The sequence below is a fragment of the Microbacterium meiriae genome (assembly GCF_040686935.1).
GTDB classification, from domain to species: Bacteria; Actinomycetota; Actinomycetes; order Actinomycetales; family Microbacteriaceae; genus Microbacterium; species Microbacterium meiriae.
This window is the reverse complement of record NZ_JBFBMF010000001.1, coordinates 955,061-969,448: the sequence shown is the minus strand read 5'-3', so window position 1 is coordinate 969,448 and position 14,388 is coordinate 955,061. Positions and strand designations below refer to the sequence as shown.

17 protein-coding genes are annotated in these 14,388 nt (G+C 72.3%); 8 read left to right on the top strand and 9 right to left on the bottom strand.

The window, feature by feature from the left end:
* Window positions 1-165: 165 nt before the first annotated feature.
* The 4 genes from AB0P08_RS04650 (at window position 166) to AB0P08_RS04635 (ending at window position 3,986) form a co-directional block, all read left to right on the top strand.
* Entirely contained in the window at window positions 166-1,101 is a 936-nt protein-coding gene (locus AB0P08_RS04650) for a GrpB family protein (RefSeq protein ID WP_363588382.1), read from the top strand.
* Between the two features lie 53 nt (window positions 1,102-1,154).
* On the top strand, window positions 1,155-1,559 hold the full coding sequence (locus AB0P08_RS04645; protein WP_363588380.1) for an ArsR/SmtB family transcription factor: 405 nt from the start codon (window positions 1,155-1,157) through the stop codon (window positions 1,557-1,559).
* A gap of 1 nt (window position 1,560) precedes the next feature.
* The gene (locus AB0P08_RS04640) at window positions 1,561-2,538 is read left to right on the top strand and encodes an SRPBCC family protein (RefSeq protein ID WP_187663010.1); all 978 of its coding nucleotides are present in this window, start codon (window positions 1,561-1,563) and stop codon (window positions 2,536-2,538) included.
* Between the two features lie 95 nt (window positions 2,539-2,633).
* Window positions 2,634-3,986 (top strand): flavin monoamine oxidase family protein, encoded by a 1,353-nt coding sequence (locus tag AB0P08_RS04635; RefSeq protein WP_363588378.1) that lies wholly within the window; start codon window positions 2,634-2,636, stop codon window positions 3,984-3,986.
* Here the strand turns inward: AB0P08_RS04635 and AB0P08_RS04630 are convergent.
* From AB0P08_RS04630 to AB0P08_RS04600, 7 genes are all read right to left on the bottom strand, one after another.
* Complete coding sequence (locus AB0P08_RS04630; RefSeq protein WP_363588376.1) at window positions 3,977-4,675, bottom strand: Pr6Pr family membrane protein; 699 nt, start codon at window positions 4,673-4,675, stop codon at window positions 3,977-3,979. The genes AB0P08_RS04635 and AB0P08_RS04630 overlap by 10 nt on opposite strands.
* A 139-nt stretch (window positions 4,676-4,814) precedes the next feature.
* On the bottom strand, window positions 4,815-5,201 hold the full coding sequence (locus AB0P08_RS04625) for a DoxX family protein (protein WP_363588374.1): 387 nt from the start codon (window positions 5,199-5,201) through the stop codon (window positions 4,815-4,817).
* 28 nt (window positions 5,202-5,229) lie between these two features.
* On the bottom strand, window positions 5,230-6,000 hold the full coding sequence (locus AB0P08_RS04620) for a ribonuclease H family protein (protein ID WP_363588372.1): 771 nt from the start codon (window positions 5,998-6,000) through the stop codon (window positions 5,230-5,232).
* A gap of 102 nt (window positions 6,001-6,102) precedes the next feature.
* Window positions 6,103-6,324 (bottom strand): hypothetical protein, encoded by a 222-nt coding sequence (locus AB0P08_RS04615; protein ID WP_187663014.1) that lies wholly within the window; start codon window positions 6,322-6,324, stop codon window positions 6,103-6,105.
* A 104-nt stretch (window positions 6,325-6,428) separates the two neighbouring features.
* Window positions 6,429-6,740, bottom strand: a complete 312-nt coding sequence (locus AB0P08_RS04610) for a protealysin inhibitor emfourin (protein WP_187663015.1) — start codon at window positions 6,738-6,740, stop codon at window positions 6,429-6,431.
* Window positions 6,715-7,785 (bottom strand): M4 family metallopeptidase, encoded by a 1,071-nt coding sequence (locus AB0P08_RS04605; RefSeq protein ID WP_363588370.1) that lies wholly within the window; start codon window positions 7,783-7,785, stop codon window positions 6,715-6,717. Before AB0P08_RS04605 ends, AB0P08_RS04610 begins: the two co-directional genes overlap by 26 nt.
* A gap of 94 nt (window positions 7,786-7,879) precedes the next feature.
* The gene (locus tag AB0P08_RS04600; protein WP_363588368.1) at window positions 7,880-8,095 is read right to left on the bottom strand and encodes a hypothetical protein; all 216 of its coding nucleotides are present in this window, start codon (window positions 8,093-8,095) and stop codon (window positions 7,880-7,882) included.
* A gap of 93 nt (window positions 8,096-8,188) precedes the next feature.
* Between AB0P08_RS04600 and AB0P08_RS04595 the strand changes: the two genes are divergently transcribed.
* Window positions 8,189-9,706: an SDR family NAD(P)-dependent oxidoreductase gene (locus AB0P08_RS04595; RefSeq protein WP_187663018.1), complete on the top strand. Its 1,518-nt coding sequence runs from the start codon at window positions 8,189-8,191 to the stop codon at window positions 9,704-9,706.
* An 82-nt stretch (window positions 9,707-9,788) separates the two neighbouring features.
* On the opposite strand, the gene AB0P08_RS04590 is transcribed toward AB0P08_RS04595, so the two are convergent.
* Window positions 9,789-10,862, bottom strand: coding sequence for a sensor histidine kinase (locus AB0P08_RS04590; protein ID WP_363588366.1), 1,074 nt, complete (start codon window positions 10,860-10,862; stop codon window positions 9,789-9,791).
* A gap of 10 nt (window positions 10,863-10,872) precedes the next feature.
* Window positions 10,873-11,544 carry a response regulator transcription factor gene (locus tag AB0P08_RS04585; RefSeq protein WP_363588364.1) on the bottom strand — a complete coding sequence of 224 codons (672 nt, stop codon included), beginning with the start codon at window positions 11,542-11,544 and terminating at the stop codon, window positions 10,873-10,875.
* Between the two features lie 87 nt (window positions 11,545-11,631).
* Between AB0P08_RS04585 and AB0P08_RS04580 the strand changes: the two genes are divergently transcribed.
* From AB0P08_RS04580 to AB0P08_RS04570, 3 genes are read left to right on the top strand one after another with little or no spacing between them, the layout of a single operon-like run.
* Window positions 11,632-12,315, top strand: a complete 684-nt coding sequence (locus AB0P08_RS04580) for a M15 family metallopeptidase (RefSeq protein WP_363588362.1) — start codon at window positions 11,632-11,634, stop codon at window positions 12,313-12,315.
* Window positions 12,312-13,433, top strand: a complete 1,122-nt coding sequence (gene alr / locus AB0P08_RS04575; RefSeq protein WP_363588360.1) for an alanine racemase — start codon at window positions 12,312-12,314, stop codon at window positions 13,431-13,433. Before AB0P08_RS04580 ends, alr begins: the two co-directional genes overlap by 4 nt.
* The gene (locus AB0P08_RS04570; RefSeq protein WP_363588358.1) at window positions 13,430-14,380 is read left to right on the top strand and encodes a D-alanine--D-alanine ligase family protein; all 951 of its coding nucleotides are present in this window, start codon (window positions 13,430-13,432) and stop codon (window positions 14,378-14,380) included. The genes alr and AB0P08_RS04570 overlap by 4 nt, the downstream gene beginning before the upstream one ends.
* The last annotated feature ends 8 nt before the right edge of the window (window positions 14,381-14,388 follow it).

Genomic DNA, 14,388 nt, shown 5'->3' with positions numbered 1-14,388 from the left:
GTGCCGGGAGATCTTCTCGGACGGTCCGTCCTTCCCTCCAGCCTACGCCCGGAATACCGGGGTGGATTCATGTGAATGGAAATGCTCGGCCGCCTGGCTACGCTGTGGGGACCGTCTGCCGCGGGAGTGCCGACTCCGGCGGGACGAATCCGGAGGAGGCGACCAGTGGATCCGCTCGCAGATGAGTCCGAAGGCTCTCCGGGGGCGGACGCGTTCTCGCCCCTCGCCCTGGTCGTCGTCGGGGAGGATGACGGCGTGGTCGTGCGCCGTCTGCGTGCGGCGCGGCCGGATGCGGTTGTGACGGGTCTCGGGCCCGTCGACGCGGCCACCGTGGCGCACGCCTCCGCGACGGCTCATCTCGTGCTCGGCATCGGCGAAGTGTCCGCCGGCGCGTGGTGCGACGCGGTTATCGCGGAGGGCGACGAGGACGGCCTGTCCCGCTTCCTCGCCCGAGCGGCGGAGGTCGAGGAGCGGCGGAGGGCGCGGCGACTCCCTCCGGACACGCCGCCGATCCTCGAGTCGTGGTCGCCGCGCTGGGTGGCGGATGCCGCTCGCCTCGGCGCCCGCGTCGCCACGGCGTTCGACGGCGTCCCGGTGCGTGTCGATCACATCGGCTCGACGGCCGTGCCCGGGCTGCGCGCCAAGCCGATCATCGACCTTCAGGTGGGGGTGCACGACCTCGCGGACGCGGATGCCGCGGAGCAGCGCCTCGGGGACGCCGGCTTCGTGAACGTGCAGCGCATCGTGCCGGACGCGCCGGGCGTCTCCCGGGACAACGCGCGGACGGGCGGCGATCCGGACGAGTGGTCGAAACGCCTGTTCGCGAGCGTGGACGCCAGGGCCCGGGCGATCGTGCATGTGCGACGCGTCGGGGCGTCGAACGGGCGATACGCCCTCCTGTTCCGAGACTGGCTGCGGGCGGACTCGGAGGCGCGCGACGAGTATGCGGCGCTCAAGACCGCGCTGGCCTCCGCGCACCGGGGCGACCGTGACTTCGACGACTACGCGCGGGCGAAGGACCACTGGTTCGACCGGGCGCAGGGGGAGATGGAGGCCTGGGCGCGGGCGACCGGGTGGGTGGCGGGCGGCCGTGGGGCGTGAGTGCCGCGGAGCACTCTTGACACGCTCGCGACGCGGGTCTAACGTACAACCAAATGGTTGCACAAACGGAGTTGGGCGAAGCGGAGGTCGACCGTGTGTTCCACGCGCTGGCGACGTCGACCCGGCGGGACATCCTGCGCCGGACGATCGAGCGGGAGCAGTCCGTCTCGACCCTCGCCTCCGAGTACGAGATGTCGTTCGCCGCGGTCCAGAAGCACGTGGCCGTGCTCGAGGCCGCGAACCTCATCGTCAAGCGCGCCGAGGGACGCGAGCGGCTCGTCCGCGCGAACCCCGAGATGATCGCCCGCGCCAGGGCGCTCCTCGCCCGATACGAAGAGCTGTGGCGGTCGCGCATCGCCCGGCTCGACGATCTCCTGGCCGAGCCGTCCCCAGCCGCGGGGAAGCCGGCCCCCACCGACCCCACCAGCAGTCAACGCACCGAATCGCAAGGAGACTGACATGCCTGTCACGGACATCATCACGGATGCCGAGAACCTCACCATGACCGTCGTCGCCGACCTCGCCGCGCCCGTCGAGCGCGTCTGGGCCGCCTACACCGACCCGCAGCAGCTCGAGCGGTTCTGGGGTCCTCCCGGCTGGCCGGCCACCTTCACGCAGTGGGACCACACCGTCGGTGGCCGAGCCGTCTACACGATGAACGGTCCTCGCGGGGAGAAGGCCTCCGGCACGTGGGAGTTCCTGGAGATCGACGCGCCGCGCAGCTTCACGGTGCTCGACTCGTTCGCCGACGAGGACGGCACGCCGGACGCGAACCTCCCCTCCATGCGCATGACCTTCACGTTCGAGCCGACGGCCGAGGGCACGCGCATGGTCAACACGAGCCACTTCACGTCCGCCGAGGCGCTCGAGCAGGTCGTCGCGATGGGCGCCGTGGAGGGCACCCGGATGGCCATGGCCCAGCTCGACGCCGTGTTGCAGGACCTCCGCGACTACGCCCAGGGCAAGGGCACCCGGGTGGAGCTGCTGGACGACACGCACGTGCGCATCACCCGCCTCGTCGAGGGTCCGCGCGAGCTGGTGTGGCGCGCCCACTTCGAGCCCGAGCTCATCCGGCAGTGGATGCTCGGCCCGGACGGGTGGGAGATGACCGAGTGCGTGTCGGCGACCGAGGTCGGCCAGTCGTACCGGAACTCCTGGGCGCCCGTGGGCGACACGGAGGGTGAGCCGTTCGGCTTCGAGGGGGAGGCGCTGCTGATCGACGCCCCGAAGCGCGCCGTCACCACCGAGCGGATGCAGGGCATGCCGACCGAGACGCTCAACGACCTCAACCTCTACGAGGAGGACGGCGCGACCCTCGTGACGGTGCTCATCGAGTACCCCGACAAGGAGACGCGGGACATGATCCTCGCCACCGGCATGGCCGACGGCATGGAGGCCTCGTTCGCGCGGCTGGAGCGGGAGCTGCTGTCCGTCTGACGCCCCGGCACTCGCGCCGGAACAGGCGGTTCTCATGGAGAGCCGCCTGTTCCGGCGCTTCTGCCTGTGCGAAAGCGGGATAAAGTGGCGGCACGATGAGGATCACGCGCCGTACCCTGCTCCTCGGCGCCGGTGCCGGTGCCGTCTCGGTGCTTCTCGCCTCCTGCACCCCGGAGCCGGAACCGACGCCGACCCCCACTCGCACGCGCGAACCGGAGCCGCCGCCCGGTGTCCCCGCCCCGAGCGGCAGTATCCGCAGCACCTGGACCACCGACCCGTTCGCCCGGGGCGCCGCGAGCTTCACTCCCGTGGGGGTGCTCGCCGCGACCCGCACGGCGCTCGCGCAGCCCGTCGACGACCGGCTCTTCTTCGCGGGCGAGGCGACCGACGACGAGGCGCCGGGTACCGTCCGCGGCGCCCTGCGGTCGGGCCGCCGTGCCGCTCGGGAGCTCACCGTCGCCGCGGAGGACGGCGAGCGGGTGGCCGTGATCGGCGCCGGGATCGCCGGGGCGACCGCCGCCGCGCAGCTCGCGGAGGACGGCCTGCAGGTGACGGTGTTCGAAGCGCGCGACCGCGTCGGCGGCCGGATCCTCTCCCGCACGGGCGACGACTGGCCGGTTCCGGTGCAGCTCGGCGCGTGGCTGTTCGGCGACGCCGACGCGGAGCTTCTCGATGCGATCGACGAGGGGGACATGGAGCTCGTCGACCTCGAGGGGGCGCGGTGGCGCTCGGCCGAGGGTGACGTCGACCCCGTGGATCCGCAGCCGGTGGAGGCCGCGGTGACCACGGCACAGGCCGCCCCGCAGGACTCCTCCGTGGCGGACGCCCTGGTGGCGGCCGGCATCGACCCGGAGGATCCCGCGACGGCCGCGCTCCTCGCGCTCCTCGCGGCACGGACGGGCGCGGACGCCGCCGACCTGTCGAGCTGGTTCGCCCCGCCGCTCCCCGACGCGGCGCTGCAGGGGGTCGGCGACGACCTGACCCCGTTCATCGAGAGCGCCCTGGACGGGGTGAAGGTGGGGCTCAGCTCGCCGGTCACCCGTCTTGCGTGGGACGACACCGGGGTGAGTGTGCGCCTCGGCACCGGGGAGGCCCTCTCCTTCGGCCGGGTGCTGCTGACGGTGCCGCTCGGGGTGCTGCAGGAGCAGGGAATCGAGTTCGATCCGCCGCTGCCGTTCGACAACCGCGGCGCCGTGTCCGCGCTCGGCATGGGCGCGATCGAGACGGTGTGGCTGCGGTGGGACGAGCCGTTCTGGGACGGCGACGAGGCGATCTGGCACGCGGTCGGCGAGGACATCGCGATCCCCACGTGGATCAACCTCCGCCCCTCGACCGGCGAGAACGTGCTCGTCGGGATCGTGGGCGGCGCGGCGGCGCGGGACTTTGCGGAGCTCGGGGAGGCCGAGGCCGTCGAGGCGGCGCTCGGGTCGCTGGCGCTCTACGCCTGAACCGTCTCGCGTGCGGTCTCGGCCGGGGCCCTGTCCTCGGGCGGCGGCTCCGTACGAGCGCGGTCCCACGGGTCCGGCAGGCGGCTGATGAGCACGAGCGCGGTCGCCACAGTGGCGAAGACGGCCAGGGCGATCGCGCAGGAGAGAGTGAACTCGACCGGACCGCTCACCTGCCGCGGGTCGAGGAAGTAGTACGGGTACCAGCCGATCAGGGGTCCGCGGACGAGTGTCGCGACGCCCCACAGCACCGGGTACGCCAGAGTCACCGGGATCACGCGCCACGGCACCGCCCGATGTCCGGGGGCCAGGGCCCAGGCGGCGACGGTCACCGCGGGCAGCCAGAAATGCAGGACCTGGTCCGACCACGGCACATCGATGCGGATACCCCGGACTCCGGCCTGCCAGACCAGGATCGCGAACACGAGTCCGGCGGTGATCGTCCAGGTGAGCACGAGGGCGAGCGCCACCGTGAGCCACCGCGGATCGCTGGCTCTCCGCAGCGCGAGGACTCCCGCGATGGTGAGGAGGACGACGAAGGCGATGTTCGACTGATTGGTCAGATACGCGAAGAAGTTCTGGCTCGCGATGGTGTTCGACGCGAGTCCCCACGCGAGGCGGTGGATGAGCGCGATGAGGCAGACGGCGGCGGCGGTGAGCCGGAGCAGGCCGAAGACGGTGCGCTTGTTCACCGTCGCCTCGTCCTTTCCGCCATCCGCCGAGTCTACGGAGCCGACCCGGGGTGACGCCGCATCAGGCCCCCGCGCGGGTTCAGGCGCGGGTGGGTGTGGGGGCCGGTTCTCGCGGGAATGCCTGTTCTCGCGGGGTCGGTCAGCGCCGCGGGGCGCGCGTGGACCACAGAGCCAGCGCGATGAGGGCCGGCTGGAAGAACAGACGCACGAAGCGCTTCATATCGGTGTCGAGTCCGAAGCCGTCCCGGTGATGCATCCACTGGGCCACGTTGCCGGGGAACACCGCGGCGAAGAAGAGCGCGGCGACGGTGCCGACCGTGCGACGGCGGCGACGGGCGAGAAGGAGAGCGGAGCCGAGTGCGACCTCGGCGACGCCGGACGCGAGCACCGTGGTGTCGGGATCGAGCGGCAGCGATTCCGGCACCTGCGCCTGGAACTCCTCGCGGGCGAACGTGAGGTGGGAGACGCCGGCGAACACGAGCGAGACGCCGAGGAAGATCCGGCCGATGGTGCGGGGAGTCGACATGCTGCGAGTGTACGCCCCACGCTCTCCGTCAGATCAGGCGGCGGAGCGCTTCTTCCAGGGTGATGCCCTGCGCTTCGGCGCGGTCCCGGAGGCGGGCGTGCTCGTCGGTGGACAGCGGGACCTGGAGCACGATGGGGTCGTCCTGGGCGAGGTCGAGTCCGTCGAGGAGGTCTGAGGTCTCGGCCCACAGCGGCTGAGCGAACTCCGCCTCCGCGACGGGCGCCGACGTGCGCGACGGGGCCGCGGAAGAGGGCGACGGTGCAGCGGCTGCAGTGGCTGCAGCGGCTGCAGCGGCGACCGGGGCGGAGGCCGCGACGGCGGCTCCGGCGTCGGTCGCGCGGGTGAACCCGGGGCCTCGCCGCGGCTCCTGCTTCTGCTGGTAGGCCTTGGCGGCGGCGTTCGCGCGCTCGTCGGCGGCCTCGTTCAGGGGGTGACCGGCGTGGCCCTTGACCCAGGAGAACTCGACGTCGCGACCGCGCATGGCCTCGTCGATCCCCTCGAGGAGGTCGCGGTTCAGCACGGGCCCGCCATCGGACTTCCGCCAGCCGCGACGCTTCCAGCCGGGCATCCACTTCGTCACGGAGTCGATCACGTAGCGGCTGTCGCACTCGATCAGCAGCTTCTCGTCGGTGCCGGCCGTCGCCTGGAGCAGCTCGAGGACAGCGCGGAGCTCGCCCTGGTTGTTCGTGCCGTGCGGGGAGCCGCCGGCGGCCCAGTTCGCGTCGTCGATGTACCAGGCCCAGCCGTTCGGGCCTGGGTTGCCCAGGGCGGAGCCGTCTGCGGCGGCGGTGATGGTCATCCGTCCACCGTATCGCTGGCCGCGGACGGACTTTCGCGCCGAGGTCGCACGGAATCCCCGGGAGCCTGCGACGGGAGTGGGAGAGTGCGACGTCGTGCGGGGTCAGTCCTCGGGGTCGGCGTTCTCGGTGCTCTCGGCCTCGGGAGCGGGCGGGGCGACCGGGAACACGATCGAGCTCACCGAGGAGGGGGTGTCGAGGCCGAGGGTCAGCGGGTCGAGCGCCGGCGCGGCGTCGAGTGTGTCCGCGGCCGAGGTCTCGAGAGGCTCAGAGGGGAGTCCCCACTGCTTCTCTTCTTCCTCGGGTCGCTGCTGGAAGAGTCCCATGCGTCCATTGTGACCCCCGGTCGGCGCGAGGTCACCGTTTCCCACCGAGGTCGCAGGGATCCGGCGGGCTCCTGCGACGGGAGTGCGAATCTGCGACCGCGGGCTCACGCGTCGCGAGCGGCCTCCCGCACGGCATCGACGAGGGCGCGCCACGGACCGTCCACGGCGGAGTCGGGCAGCTCCCGCTCCCGGCGCTCGGAGGGGGTGCGGGCGCGGATGCTCCACACGAACCGGTCGGCCCCCGGCTCCGTGTCGACGTCGTCGTCCCAGGGGCAGCTGTCGATGAGGCCTATCCACTCCTCGGCGTCCGGAGGCTCGGCCTCCACGCGCCACTGGCGACGGATGCCGGCGAGCCCTCCCGAGCGCACGACGGCGATGACGACGGGGGCGTCAGGCGGCGTCGGGTCCTCGGTCATCCTCATAGACTCCCACGGTCATCCAGGCGCGTCGAGCCGCGGCGACCGTCTCCTGATCGACCGTGGCCGCTGCGGCGACCGTGGCGTCGGCGAAGTCCGTGAAGTTCGCGGTGCTCGACAGACCGCCGGTGAGCGCCCGGTACCAGACCGTGCCGGCGCGGTCCCAGGCGTTGCCGCCGAGGTCGAGGGCGAAGAGGGCGAAGGCGCGGTTCGGGATGCCGGAGTTGATGTGCACGCCTCCGTTGTCTTCGGTCGTGCGCACGAATCCGCTCATGTGGTCGGGCTGCGGGTCTTTCCCGAGTTCATCGTCGTCGTAGGCCGTGCCCGGCGCGATCATGGAGCGCAGAGCCGACCCCTCCACGGCGTCGGTGAAGATCTCCGCCCCGATGAGCCAGCTCGCCTGGTCGGCGGACTGCCCCAGCGCGTACTGCTCGGTGAGGGCGCCGAACACGTCGGCGACGGACTCGTTCAGTGCGCCCGGCTGACCCTGGTACTCCAGGTTCGCCGTGTGCTGCACGACGCCGTGGGCGAGCTCATGCCCGATCACGGTGAGCGATCCGGTGAAGTGCTGGAACACCTCTCCGTCGCCGTCCCCGAACACCATGCGCTCGCCGTCCCAGAACGCGTTGTCGTAGTCGACGCCGTAATGGACGGTCGCGTCGAGGGGAGCGCCGGCGTCGTCGAGCGAGTTGCGGCCGAACGCGGAGAGCAGCATCTCGAACGTCGCGCCCAGGCCGTCGAACGCCTCGTTGACGGCGGTGTCGGCGACCGGCTCGTCGTCTTCCGTGCGGACCACGGCCCCCGGGAGCTGCTGCGTGTTGCCGGCGTCGCTGATCGTGCGGTTCGGCGCATCGGAGAGCTGCGCGACGAGGTCGCCGTTCTCGTCGATGGAGAGGTCGATGCGGGCGCGGAAGGGCGGGCGCCCGGCGGTGAGCGTCTGCCGGGCGGCGGCGGCGGCCTTGGGGAAACGACCCGACTCGGCCAGGCGCGCGAGCAGGTAGGAGGGGACGACGCCGGGGTGCGGGAAGGATTCTGCGCTGCTCATGCGTCGACCCTACGCCGGGGATCGGACAGAGCAGGAGACCCGCTGCCGTTCCGCGAGGACGGCGGGAGCCATGGCGGCGCTGGCCGTGCGGGTGCTAGTCGGCTGATTCGCCACGGGAGGCGCCGGGTCGGCGACGTGCCCCGACGATGAGCAGCACGATTCCCAGCACCGCCAGCAGGATGTTCACGCCGAGGTACACGGCGCCGTCGGCGCCGCCCGCCCGGACGACCGAGAAGGATGCGACCGTCCCGATGACGGAGAGAGCGAGGCACACGAAAGCGACGATCCTCAGCGTGCCGGCCTTCCTCATCCCATCCCTTCCGTCCGGACCCAGCGTAGCCGCGAGGCGCCGGGCACCCCACACGGCAGGAGACCCCCAGGACTGTCGCGTAAAATCGGCCTAATGACCGACGCGCCCGACGCCACTCCCGACCTGGGCCCCGGCATCGACCCCGACGACCTCGCCACGACGCTGCGCGTCCTCGCCGAGCTGCACACGATCGACAACGAGCACCCCGACTTCGTGGCCGTGCGCCACGCGACCGCGGCGATGTTCAAGGCGGTCAAGCGCGTGCGGCGCAAGGAGATCCGGGACGCGATCGCCGAGGCGGACAAGGCCGTCGTCGCTCGCACCGCCACCGGCGCTCCCGACCGCATCGACGACGAGACGCGCGGCAACGATCTCGCCACGAGCGTGGTGGACGCGCCCATCGCCGGCGAGCTCCTCAAACCCCGCAACTGCTACATCTGCAAGCAGCCGTACACGCTCGTCGACGCGTTCTACCACCAGCTCTGCCCTGACTGCGCGCGTTTCAGTCACGGCAAGCGCACCGCCCGCACGGACCTCACCGGCAAGCGCGCTCTGCTCACCGGCGGCCGCGCGAAGATCGGCATGCACATCGCGCTGCGCCTCCTCCGCGACGGTGCGCACACCACGATCACCACCCGATTCCCGCGTGACGCCGTGCGCCGGTTCTCGGCCCTGCCGGATGCGGGCGACTGGCTGCACCGGCTGCGCGTGGTCGGCATCGACCTCCGCGACCCGGCCCAGGTGATCGGGCTCGCCGACTCGGTCGCCGCGCAGGGGCCCCTCGACATCCTCATCAACAACGCCGCCCAGACGGTCCGCCGCTCGCCGGGAGCCTATTCGCTGCTCGCCGACGCGGAGCTCCAGCCGCTGCCGGACGGCCCGCTGCCGGAGATGGAGACCTTCGGGCACACCGTCGACCCGCACCCGCAGGCGCTGCAGGCCTCGGTCGATTCACACCCGCTGCTGTCGGTGGCCGCGCTCGGGGGCACGGTCGCAGAGCAGGGGGGACAGGCGCTCACCGCGGAAGACCTCGCACGGCTCGCGATGGCACCGGGCTCGTCCTCGCTGGAGAAGCACGCGGACGGCACGGCGATCGACGCGGGCGGACTCGTGCCGGACGTGAACCGCGTCAACAGCTGGGTGCAGTCCGTGGATCAGGTCGATCCGCTGGAGATGCTCGAGGTGCAGCTCGCCAACACGACCGCGCCGTTCCTGCTCATCAGCCGGCTGCGGGCGTCGATGGCCGCGTCGCCGTCGCGCCGGAAGTACGTCGTGAACGTCTCCGCGATGGAGGGGCAGTTCTCCCGGCGCTACAAGGGTCCAGGCCACCCGCACACGAACATGGCGAAGGCCGCGCTGAACATGCTGACCCGTACGAGCGCGGGGGAGATGCTGGAGACGGACGGCATCCTCATGACCGCCGTCGACACCGGCTGGATCACCGACGAGCGCCCGCACTACACGAAGGTCCGGCTCGCGGAGGAGGGCTTCCACGCCCCGCTCGACCTGGTCGACGGCGCCGCCCGCGTGTACGACCCGATCGTGCGCGGCGAGGCCGGCGAGGACATCCACGGCGTCTTCCTCAAGGACTACGAGCCCAGCCCCTGGTGACGCCCGTTCGACTCCGTTCGAATCGCCTGAATGGTTCTATCCGGAGCCGAAACAGGGCCAATCGCGCGATTCGAAAGCCGGGTCAGCCGGGATAGGGGTGCGGGAACCAGGCGGTCACGATGAGGCCGCCGCCGGTGCGGGGCGTCAGCACGAGGGTGCCGCCGTGGGTCTGGGTGATGCGCTGGACGATCGCGAGGCCGAGGCCCACCCCGGCGTGCTCCGCTCCCCGCGTGCGCTCGGTGCCGCGCTGGAAGGGTTCGACGAGCGTCGCGACCTGGGAGGCGGGGAGCTCCGCACCGGTGTTCTCCACGACGAGGGCCACCGCGTCCGGGAGGGAGTGCGTGCGCACCGCGACGGAGCCGCCGCCGTCGCCCCGGTTGTGGACGATCGCGTTGGCGACGAGGTTCATGACCAGTTGCGGCAGCAGGGCGGAGGAGCCGAGCACGGTCGCCGGGACGCCGGAGACCTCGACCTCGACCCCGCGGCGGTCGGCGAGCGGGAGGAGAGCCTCGACGGACTCCTCGGCCAGGAGCGACAGGTCGATGAGGGTCCGCGGGAAGGTGCGCTGATCCGCCCTGCTCAGCAGCAGCAGCGCCTCGGTGAGGTCGATCGCCCGCGTGTTCACCTCGCGGAGCCGGTCGATGAGGGCGTCGACGTCCCGGTCGGGATCGGTGCGGGCCACGTCGAGGAGCGTCTGCGAGATGGCCAAGGGGGTCCGCAGCTCGTGCGAGGCGTTCGCGGCGAAGCGCTGCTGCTCGGAGACGTGCGCCTCCAGCTGCTCCAGCATGGTGTCGAAGACGTCGGCGAGGTCGCGGAACTCGTCGCTCGGGCCCTCCATGCGGATCCGGTGCGACAGCGAGCCCTGGGCCGCGAGCCGGGCCGCGTCGCCGATGCGGTCGAGCGGGGCCAGCATCCGGCCGGCGAGCAGCCACCCGCCGCCGAGACCGATCGCGAGCAGGGCGACCATCACCATCGCGGCGACGGGCACGAACGCCCGGATCAGATCCGAGCGGTTGGGGACGAAGAACTCGACGACGGGGATCTGCACATCCGGGACGTACCGCAGGAGGTAGAGCGCCACGGCGCCGAGCAGCAGGAGGCCGGAGACGACGACGATGCCCGCGTAGCTCAGTGTCAGCTTGAGGCGGACGCTCATCCCCTGCCGCCTACGCATCCGGGTCGGCCCCGATCCGGTAGCCGACGCCGGGCACCGTGAGGATCAGCCACGGCTCGCCGAGGCGCTTGCGCAGCGAGGAGACGGTGATGCGGACGGCGTTCGTGAACGGGTCGGCGTTCTCGTCCCACGCCCGTTCCAGCAGCTCCTCGGCGCTGACCACCCCGCCCTCGGCGTCGACGAGCACCTCCAGCACGGCGAACTGCTTGCGGGTGAGGGCGACGTACCGGCCGTCGCGGTAGACCTCGCGGCGGAACGGGTCGAGACGAAGACCGGCGATCTCCAGCACCGGCGGTCGCGCGCGCTGGCGGCGGCGATCCAGGGCGCGCAGCCGCAGCACCAGCTCCCGCAGCTCGAACGGCTTGGTGAGGTAGTCGTCGGCGCCGAGCTCGAACCCGGAGGCCTTGTCGTCGAGGCGGTCGGCGGCCGTGAGCATGAGGATGGGGATGCCGCTGCCCGAGGCGACGATCCAGCGCGCGATGTCATCGCCGGAGGGACCCGGCACGTCGCGGTCGAGGATGGCGATGTCGTAGGCGTTGATGCCGAGCAGCTCCAGCGCGGTGTCGCCGTCGCCGGCGATGTCGGCCGCGATCGCCTCGAGCCGCAGCCCGTCGCGGACCGCCTCGGCGAGGTAGGGCTCGTCCTCGACGATCAGCACACGCATGGCAGCGATCCTACGCAGTGCGGCATATCGGCGGTGTATGGAAAACGCCATACGCCCTGGCAACCGCGTCCTCTCTTCACTGGAAGCATGAACGACCTCCACACCCCCCGAGCCGTCCGGGCACGGCGCCGTCGGCGGATCGCCACCACGGCCTCCGTGCTGGCACTCGCGGTGGTCGCCGCCGTCGCCGTGCAGCAGTCGCTGTCGGCCGCGTTCGCCGAGACCGCCCCGATCGTCACGCCCGCCACCACCGGCTCCTCCGGCTCCGACACCGATCCGCATCCGCCGACCACCGGATCGGTGCTCGCCCCGAGCGAGGCGGACGGCGTGATCCGCGACGGCGATCAGCCGACGGTCTTCGACGTCGACAGGATCGCCGTCGGCAACCTCGACCCCGCGCTGCTCGACGCCCTCCAGCGTGCCGCCTCCGATGCCGAGGCCGACGGGGTCACCTTCGTCGTGAACAGCGGATGGCGGTCGGCCACGCTGCAGGAGCAGCTGCTCCGCGACGCCATCGACGACTACGGCTCGGAGGAGGAGGCGCGCCGCTGGGTGGCGACCGCCGAGACCTCGGCGCACGTCTCCGGCGACGCGGTCGACCTCGGTCCGCTCCCCACCCTCGACTGGCTCGCCCAGCGCGGGTGGCGCTACGGGCTCTGCCAGACCTACGCCAACGAATCCTGGCACTACGAGCTGCGAGCGGAGGCTGTCGAGGACGGCTGCCCGGCACAGTACGCCGATGCCACCGAAGACCCGAGGATGCAGCGATGACCGCGGTGCTCGCGGAGGGGGCGACCCTGTCCCGCCTGCACGCACCGACCCTGTCCACCCTTCCGGGCGCCGTCGCCGAGAACCTCCGCCGCGTGCGGGCCGCCGCTGCGGTTCCCGTCATGGCCGTGGTCAAGGCCGACGCCTACGGTCACGGCATGGTGGCGGTGGCGACCGCCGCCGTGGCCGCGGGAGCCGAGTGGCTCGGGGTCACCGACGTCGCCGAGGGGGTCGCGCTGCGCGAGGCCGGCCTGCGGGTGCCGATCCTCGCCTGGCTGCATCCGGCGGGCATCGACGCGCCGCTCGCGGCCGCTGCGGGGGTCGACGTGGCCGTGGGCTCCGTCGAGGAGCTGCGCCAGCTCGCGGCCGATGCCACAGCTTCCGTGCGGGTGCACCTGCACCTCGACACCGGGATGGCGCGCGGAGGGTGCCCCGTGGAGGACTGGGACACTCTGCTGCGCACGGCGAGGGCGGCCCGTGGACGGATCGATGTCGTCGGGGTGATGGGGCACCTCCCCTGCGCGGACGCCGCGGATCCGCGGGCGAACGCGGCCGCGGTGCTGCGGATGCGCCAGGGGAGGGACGCGGTCCTGCGCGCCGGGTTCGGACCGCTGCTCGTGCACCTCGCGGCGACGTCGGGGGCTCTCACGGACCCCGCCACGCACTTCGACATGGTGCGGGTGGGGGCCGCCCTCGTGGGGATCGACCCGTCCGAGACGGTGTCGTTGGTCGGGGCCTCCCGGTTCACCGCGCCCGTGGTGCACAGCGCCGCCGTGCCGGCCGGAACCGTCGTGGGCTACGGGGGCACGCACACGACGGCGACGGCCACGCACCTGAGCGTCGTGGGCGTCGGGTACGCGGACGGCATCCCGCGGGAGGTCGGGCCCGGTGCGGGGGTGGAGATCGGCGGGGAACGGCACCTGATCGTCGGGAGGGTGTCGATGGATCAGATCGTCGTCGACACCGGGGGGAGGGTGTTCCCGCGGGGAGCGGTCGCGACGGTGTTCGGGCCGGACGGCGGCGCAGTGCCGTCGGTGCAGCACTGGGCACGGTGGGCGGGCACGATCCCGCACACCATCGTCACGGGCATCGGCCCGCGAGTGAGGAGGAGCGTGGCATGACGATGAAGGTCCTGGTCATCGGAGGGGGACAGAACCCGGAGCACGAGGTGTCGCTCGCGTCGGCGGCGGCGGTCGCCGCGGCGCTGCGGTTGGGGGGACACGCCGTCACGACCGTGACGATCGACAGCGACGGCGTGTGGCGCGCGGACGGCATCCCGCCCGGCGTGAGTCCGGCGGCATCGTTGCAGCAGGCCCTGCCGCTGCTCGCGGCGAGCGACGTCGTGTTCCCGGCCGTGCACGGGGCGCTCGGGGAGGACGGCGCCCTCGCGGCGCTGTGCGCGCTCGCCGGGGTCCCCGTGGTGGGATCCGCGCTGGGGGCGGGGGCGATCGGCATGGACAAATGGGCCACGAAGCTGGTGGCCCAGGCCGTGGGGCTGCGGACCGCCAGGGGGCGACTGGTCGCCGCGGAGGACATCGGCGATGTGGAGTTCGACGGCGAGGTCGTGGTCAAGCCGGTCACGGCCGGCTCGAGCCACGGCGTGAGCCTGGTGACGGAGGAGGGCGACCTGCTCACGGCGCTGCGGGGGGCAGCGCGGTTCGACCGGCGGATCCTGGTCGAGGAGGTCGTGCACGCACGGGAGATCGACGTCGCCGTGCTGCGGGAGAAGGGCGGGGTGCGGTGGGCCGCCCCGCCCCTGGAGATCCACGCGCCCGGGCTCTTCGACACCGCGACGAAGTACGACGGCACGGCCCGCTTCACGGTTCCCGCGCAGCTCGATACAGCTGCCACGACGGCGCTCAAGCGCGCGGCGATCGCGATGTTCGATGCCCTGGGGTGCGACGGCGTCGCCCGGATGGACTTCTTCCTCACGGACGAGGGCCCTGTGCTCAACGAGGTGAACACGATGCCGGGACTGACCGCCGCATCCCAGGTGCCGCGGATGTTCGCGGCGGCCGGGGTGGACTACGTCGACCTCGTGGGCAGGCTCGTCCGAGCGGCCGTGTGAGAGGGGCT

Coding starts and splice junctions, on each gene's coding strand:
- AB0P08_RS04635 (WP_363588378.1), top strand. CDS start 2,634: ATGAGGATCACGCGCCGTACCCTGCTCCTCGGCGCCGGTGCCGGTGCC.
- AB0P08_RS04645 (WP_363588380.1), top strand. CDS start 1,155: ATGGTTGCACAAACGGAGTTGGGCGAAGCGGAGGTCGACCGTGTGTTC.
- AB0P08_RS04570 (WP_363588358.1), top strand. CDS start 13,430: ATGACGATGAAGGTCCTGGTCATCGGAGGGGGACAGAACCCGGAGCAC.
- AB0P08_RS04585 (WP_363588364.1), bottom strand. CDS start 11,544: ATGCGTGTGCTGATCGTCGAGGACGAGCCCTACCTCGCCGAGGCGGTC.
- AB0P08_RS04600 (WP_363588368.1), bottom strand. CDS start 8,095: ATGAGGAAGGCCGGCACGCTGAGGATCGTCGCTTTCGTGTGCCTCGCT.
- AB0P08_RS04615 (WP_187663014.1), bottom strand. CDS start 6,324: ATGGGACTCTTCCAGCAGCGACCCGAGGAAGAAGAGAAGCAGTGGGGA.
- AB0P08_RS04610 (WP_187663015.1), bottom strand. CDS start 6,740: ATGACCGAGGACCCGACGCCGCCTGACGCCCCCGTCGTCATCGCCGTC.
- AB0P08_RS04580 (WP_363588362.1), top strand. CDS start 11,632: ATGAACGACCTCCACACCCCCCGAGCCGTCCGGGCACGGCGCCGTCGG.
- AB0P08_RS04640 (WP_187663010.1), top strand. CDS start 1,561: ATGCCTGTCACGGACATCATCACGGATGCCGAGAACCTCACCATGACC.
- AB0P08_RS04605 (WP_363588370.1), bottom strand. CDS start 7,785: ATGAGCAGCGCAGAATCCTTCCCGCACCCCGGCGTCGTCCCCTCCTAC.
- AB0P08_RS04590 (WP_363588366.1), bottom strand. CDS start 10,862: ATGAGCGTCCGCCTCAAGCTGACACTGAGCTACGCGGGCATCGTCGTC.
- AB0P08_RS04620 (WP_363588372.1), bottom strand. CDS start 6,000: ATGACCATCACCGCCGCCGCAGACGGCTCCGCCCTGGGCAACCCAGGC.
- AB0P08_RS04625 (WP_363588374.1), bottom strand. CDS start 5,201: ATGTCGACTCCCCGCACCATCGGCCGGATCTTCCTCGGCGTCTCGCTC.
- AB0P08_RS04595 (WP_187663018.1), top strand. CDS start 8,189: ATGACCGACGCGCCCGACGCCACTCCCGACCTGGGCCCCGGCATCGAC.
- alr (WP_363588360.1), top strand. CDS start 12,312: ATGACCGCGGTGCTCGCGGAGGGGGCGACCCTGTCCCGCCTGCACGCA.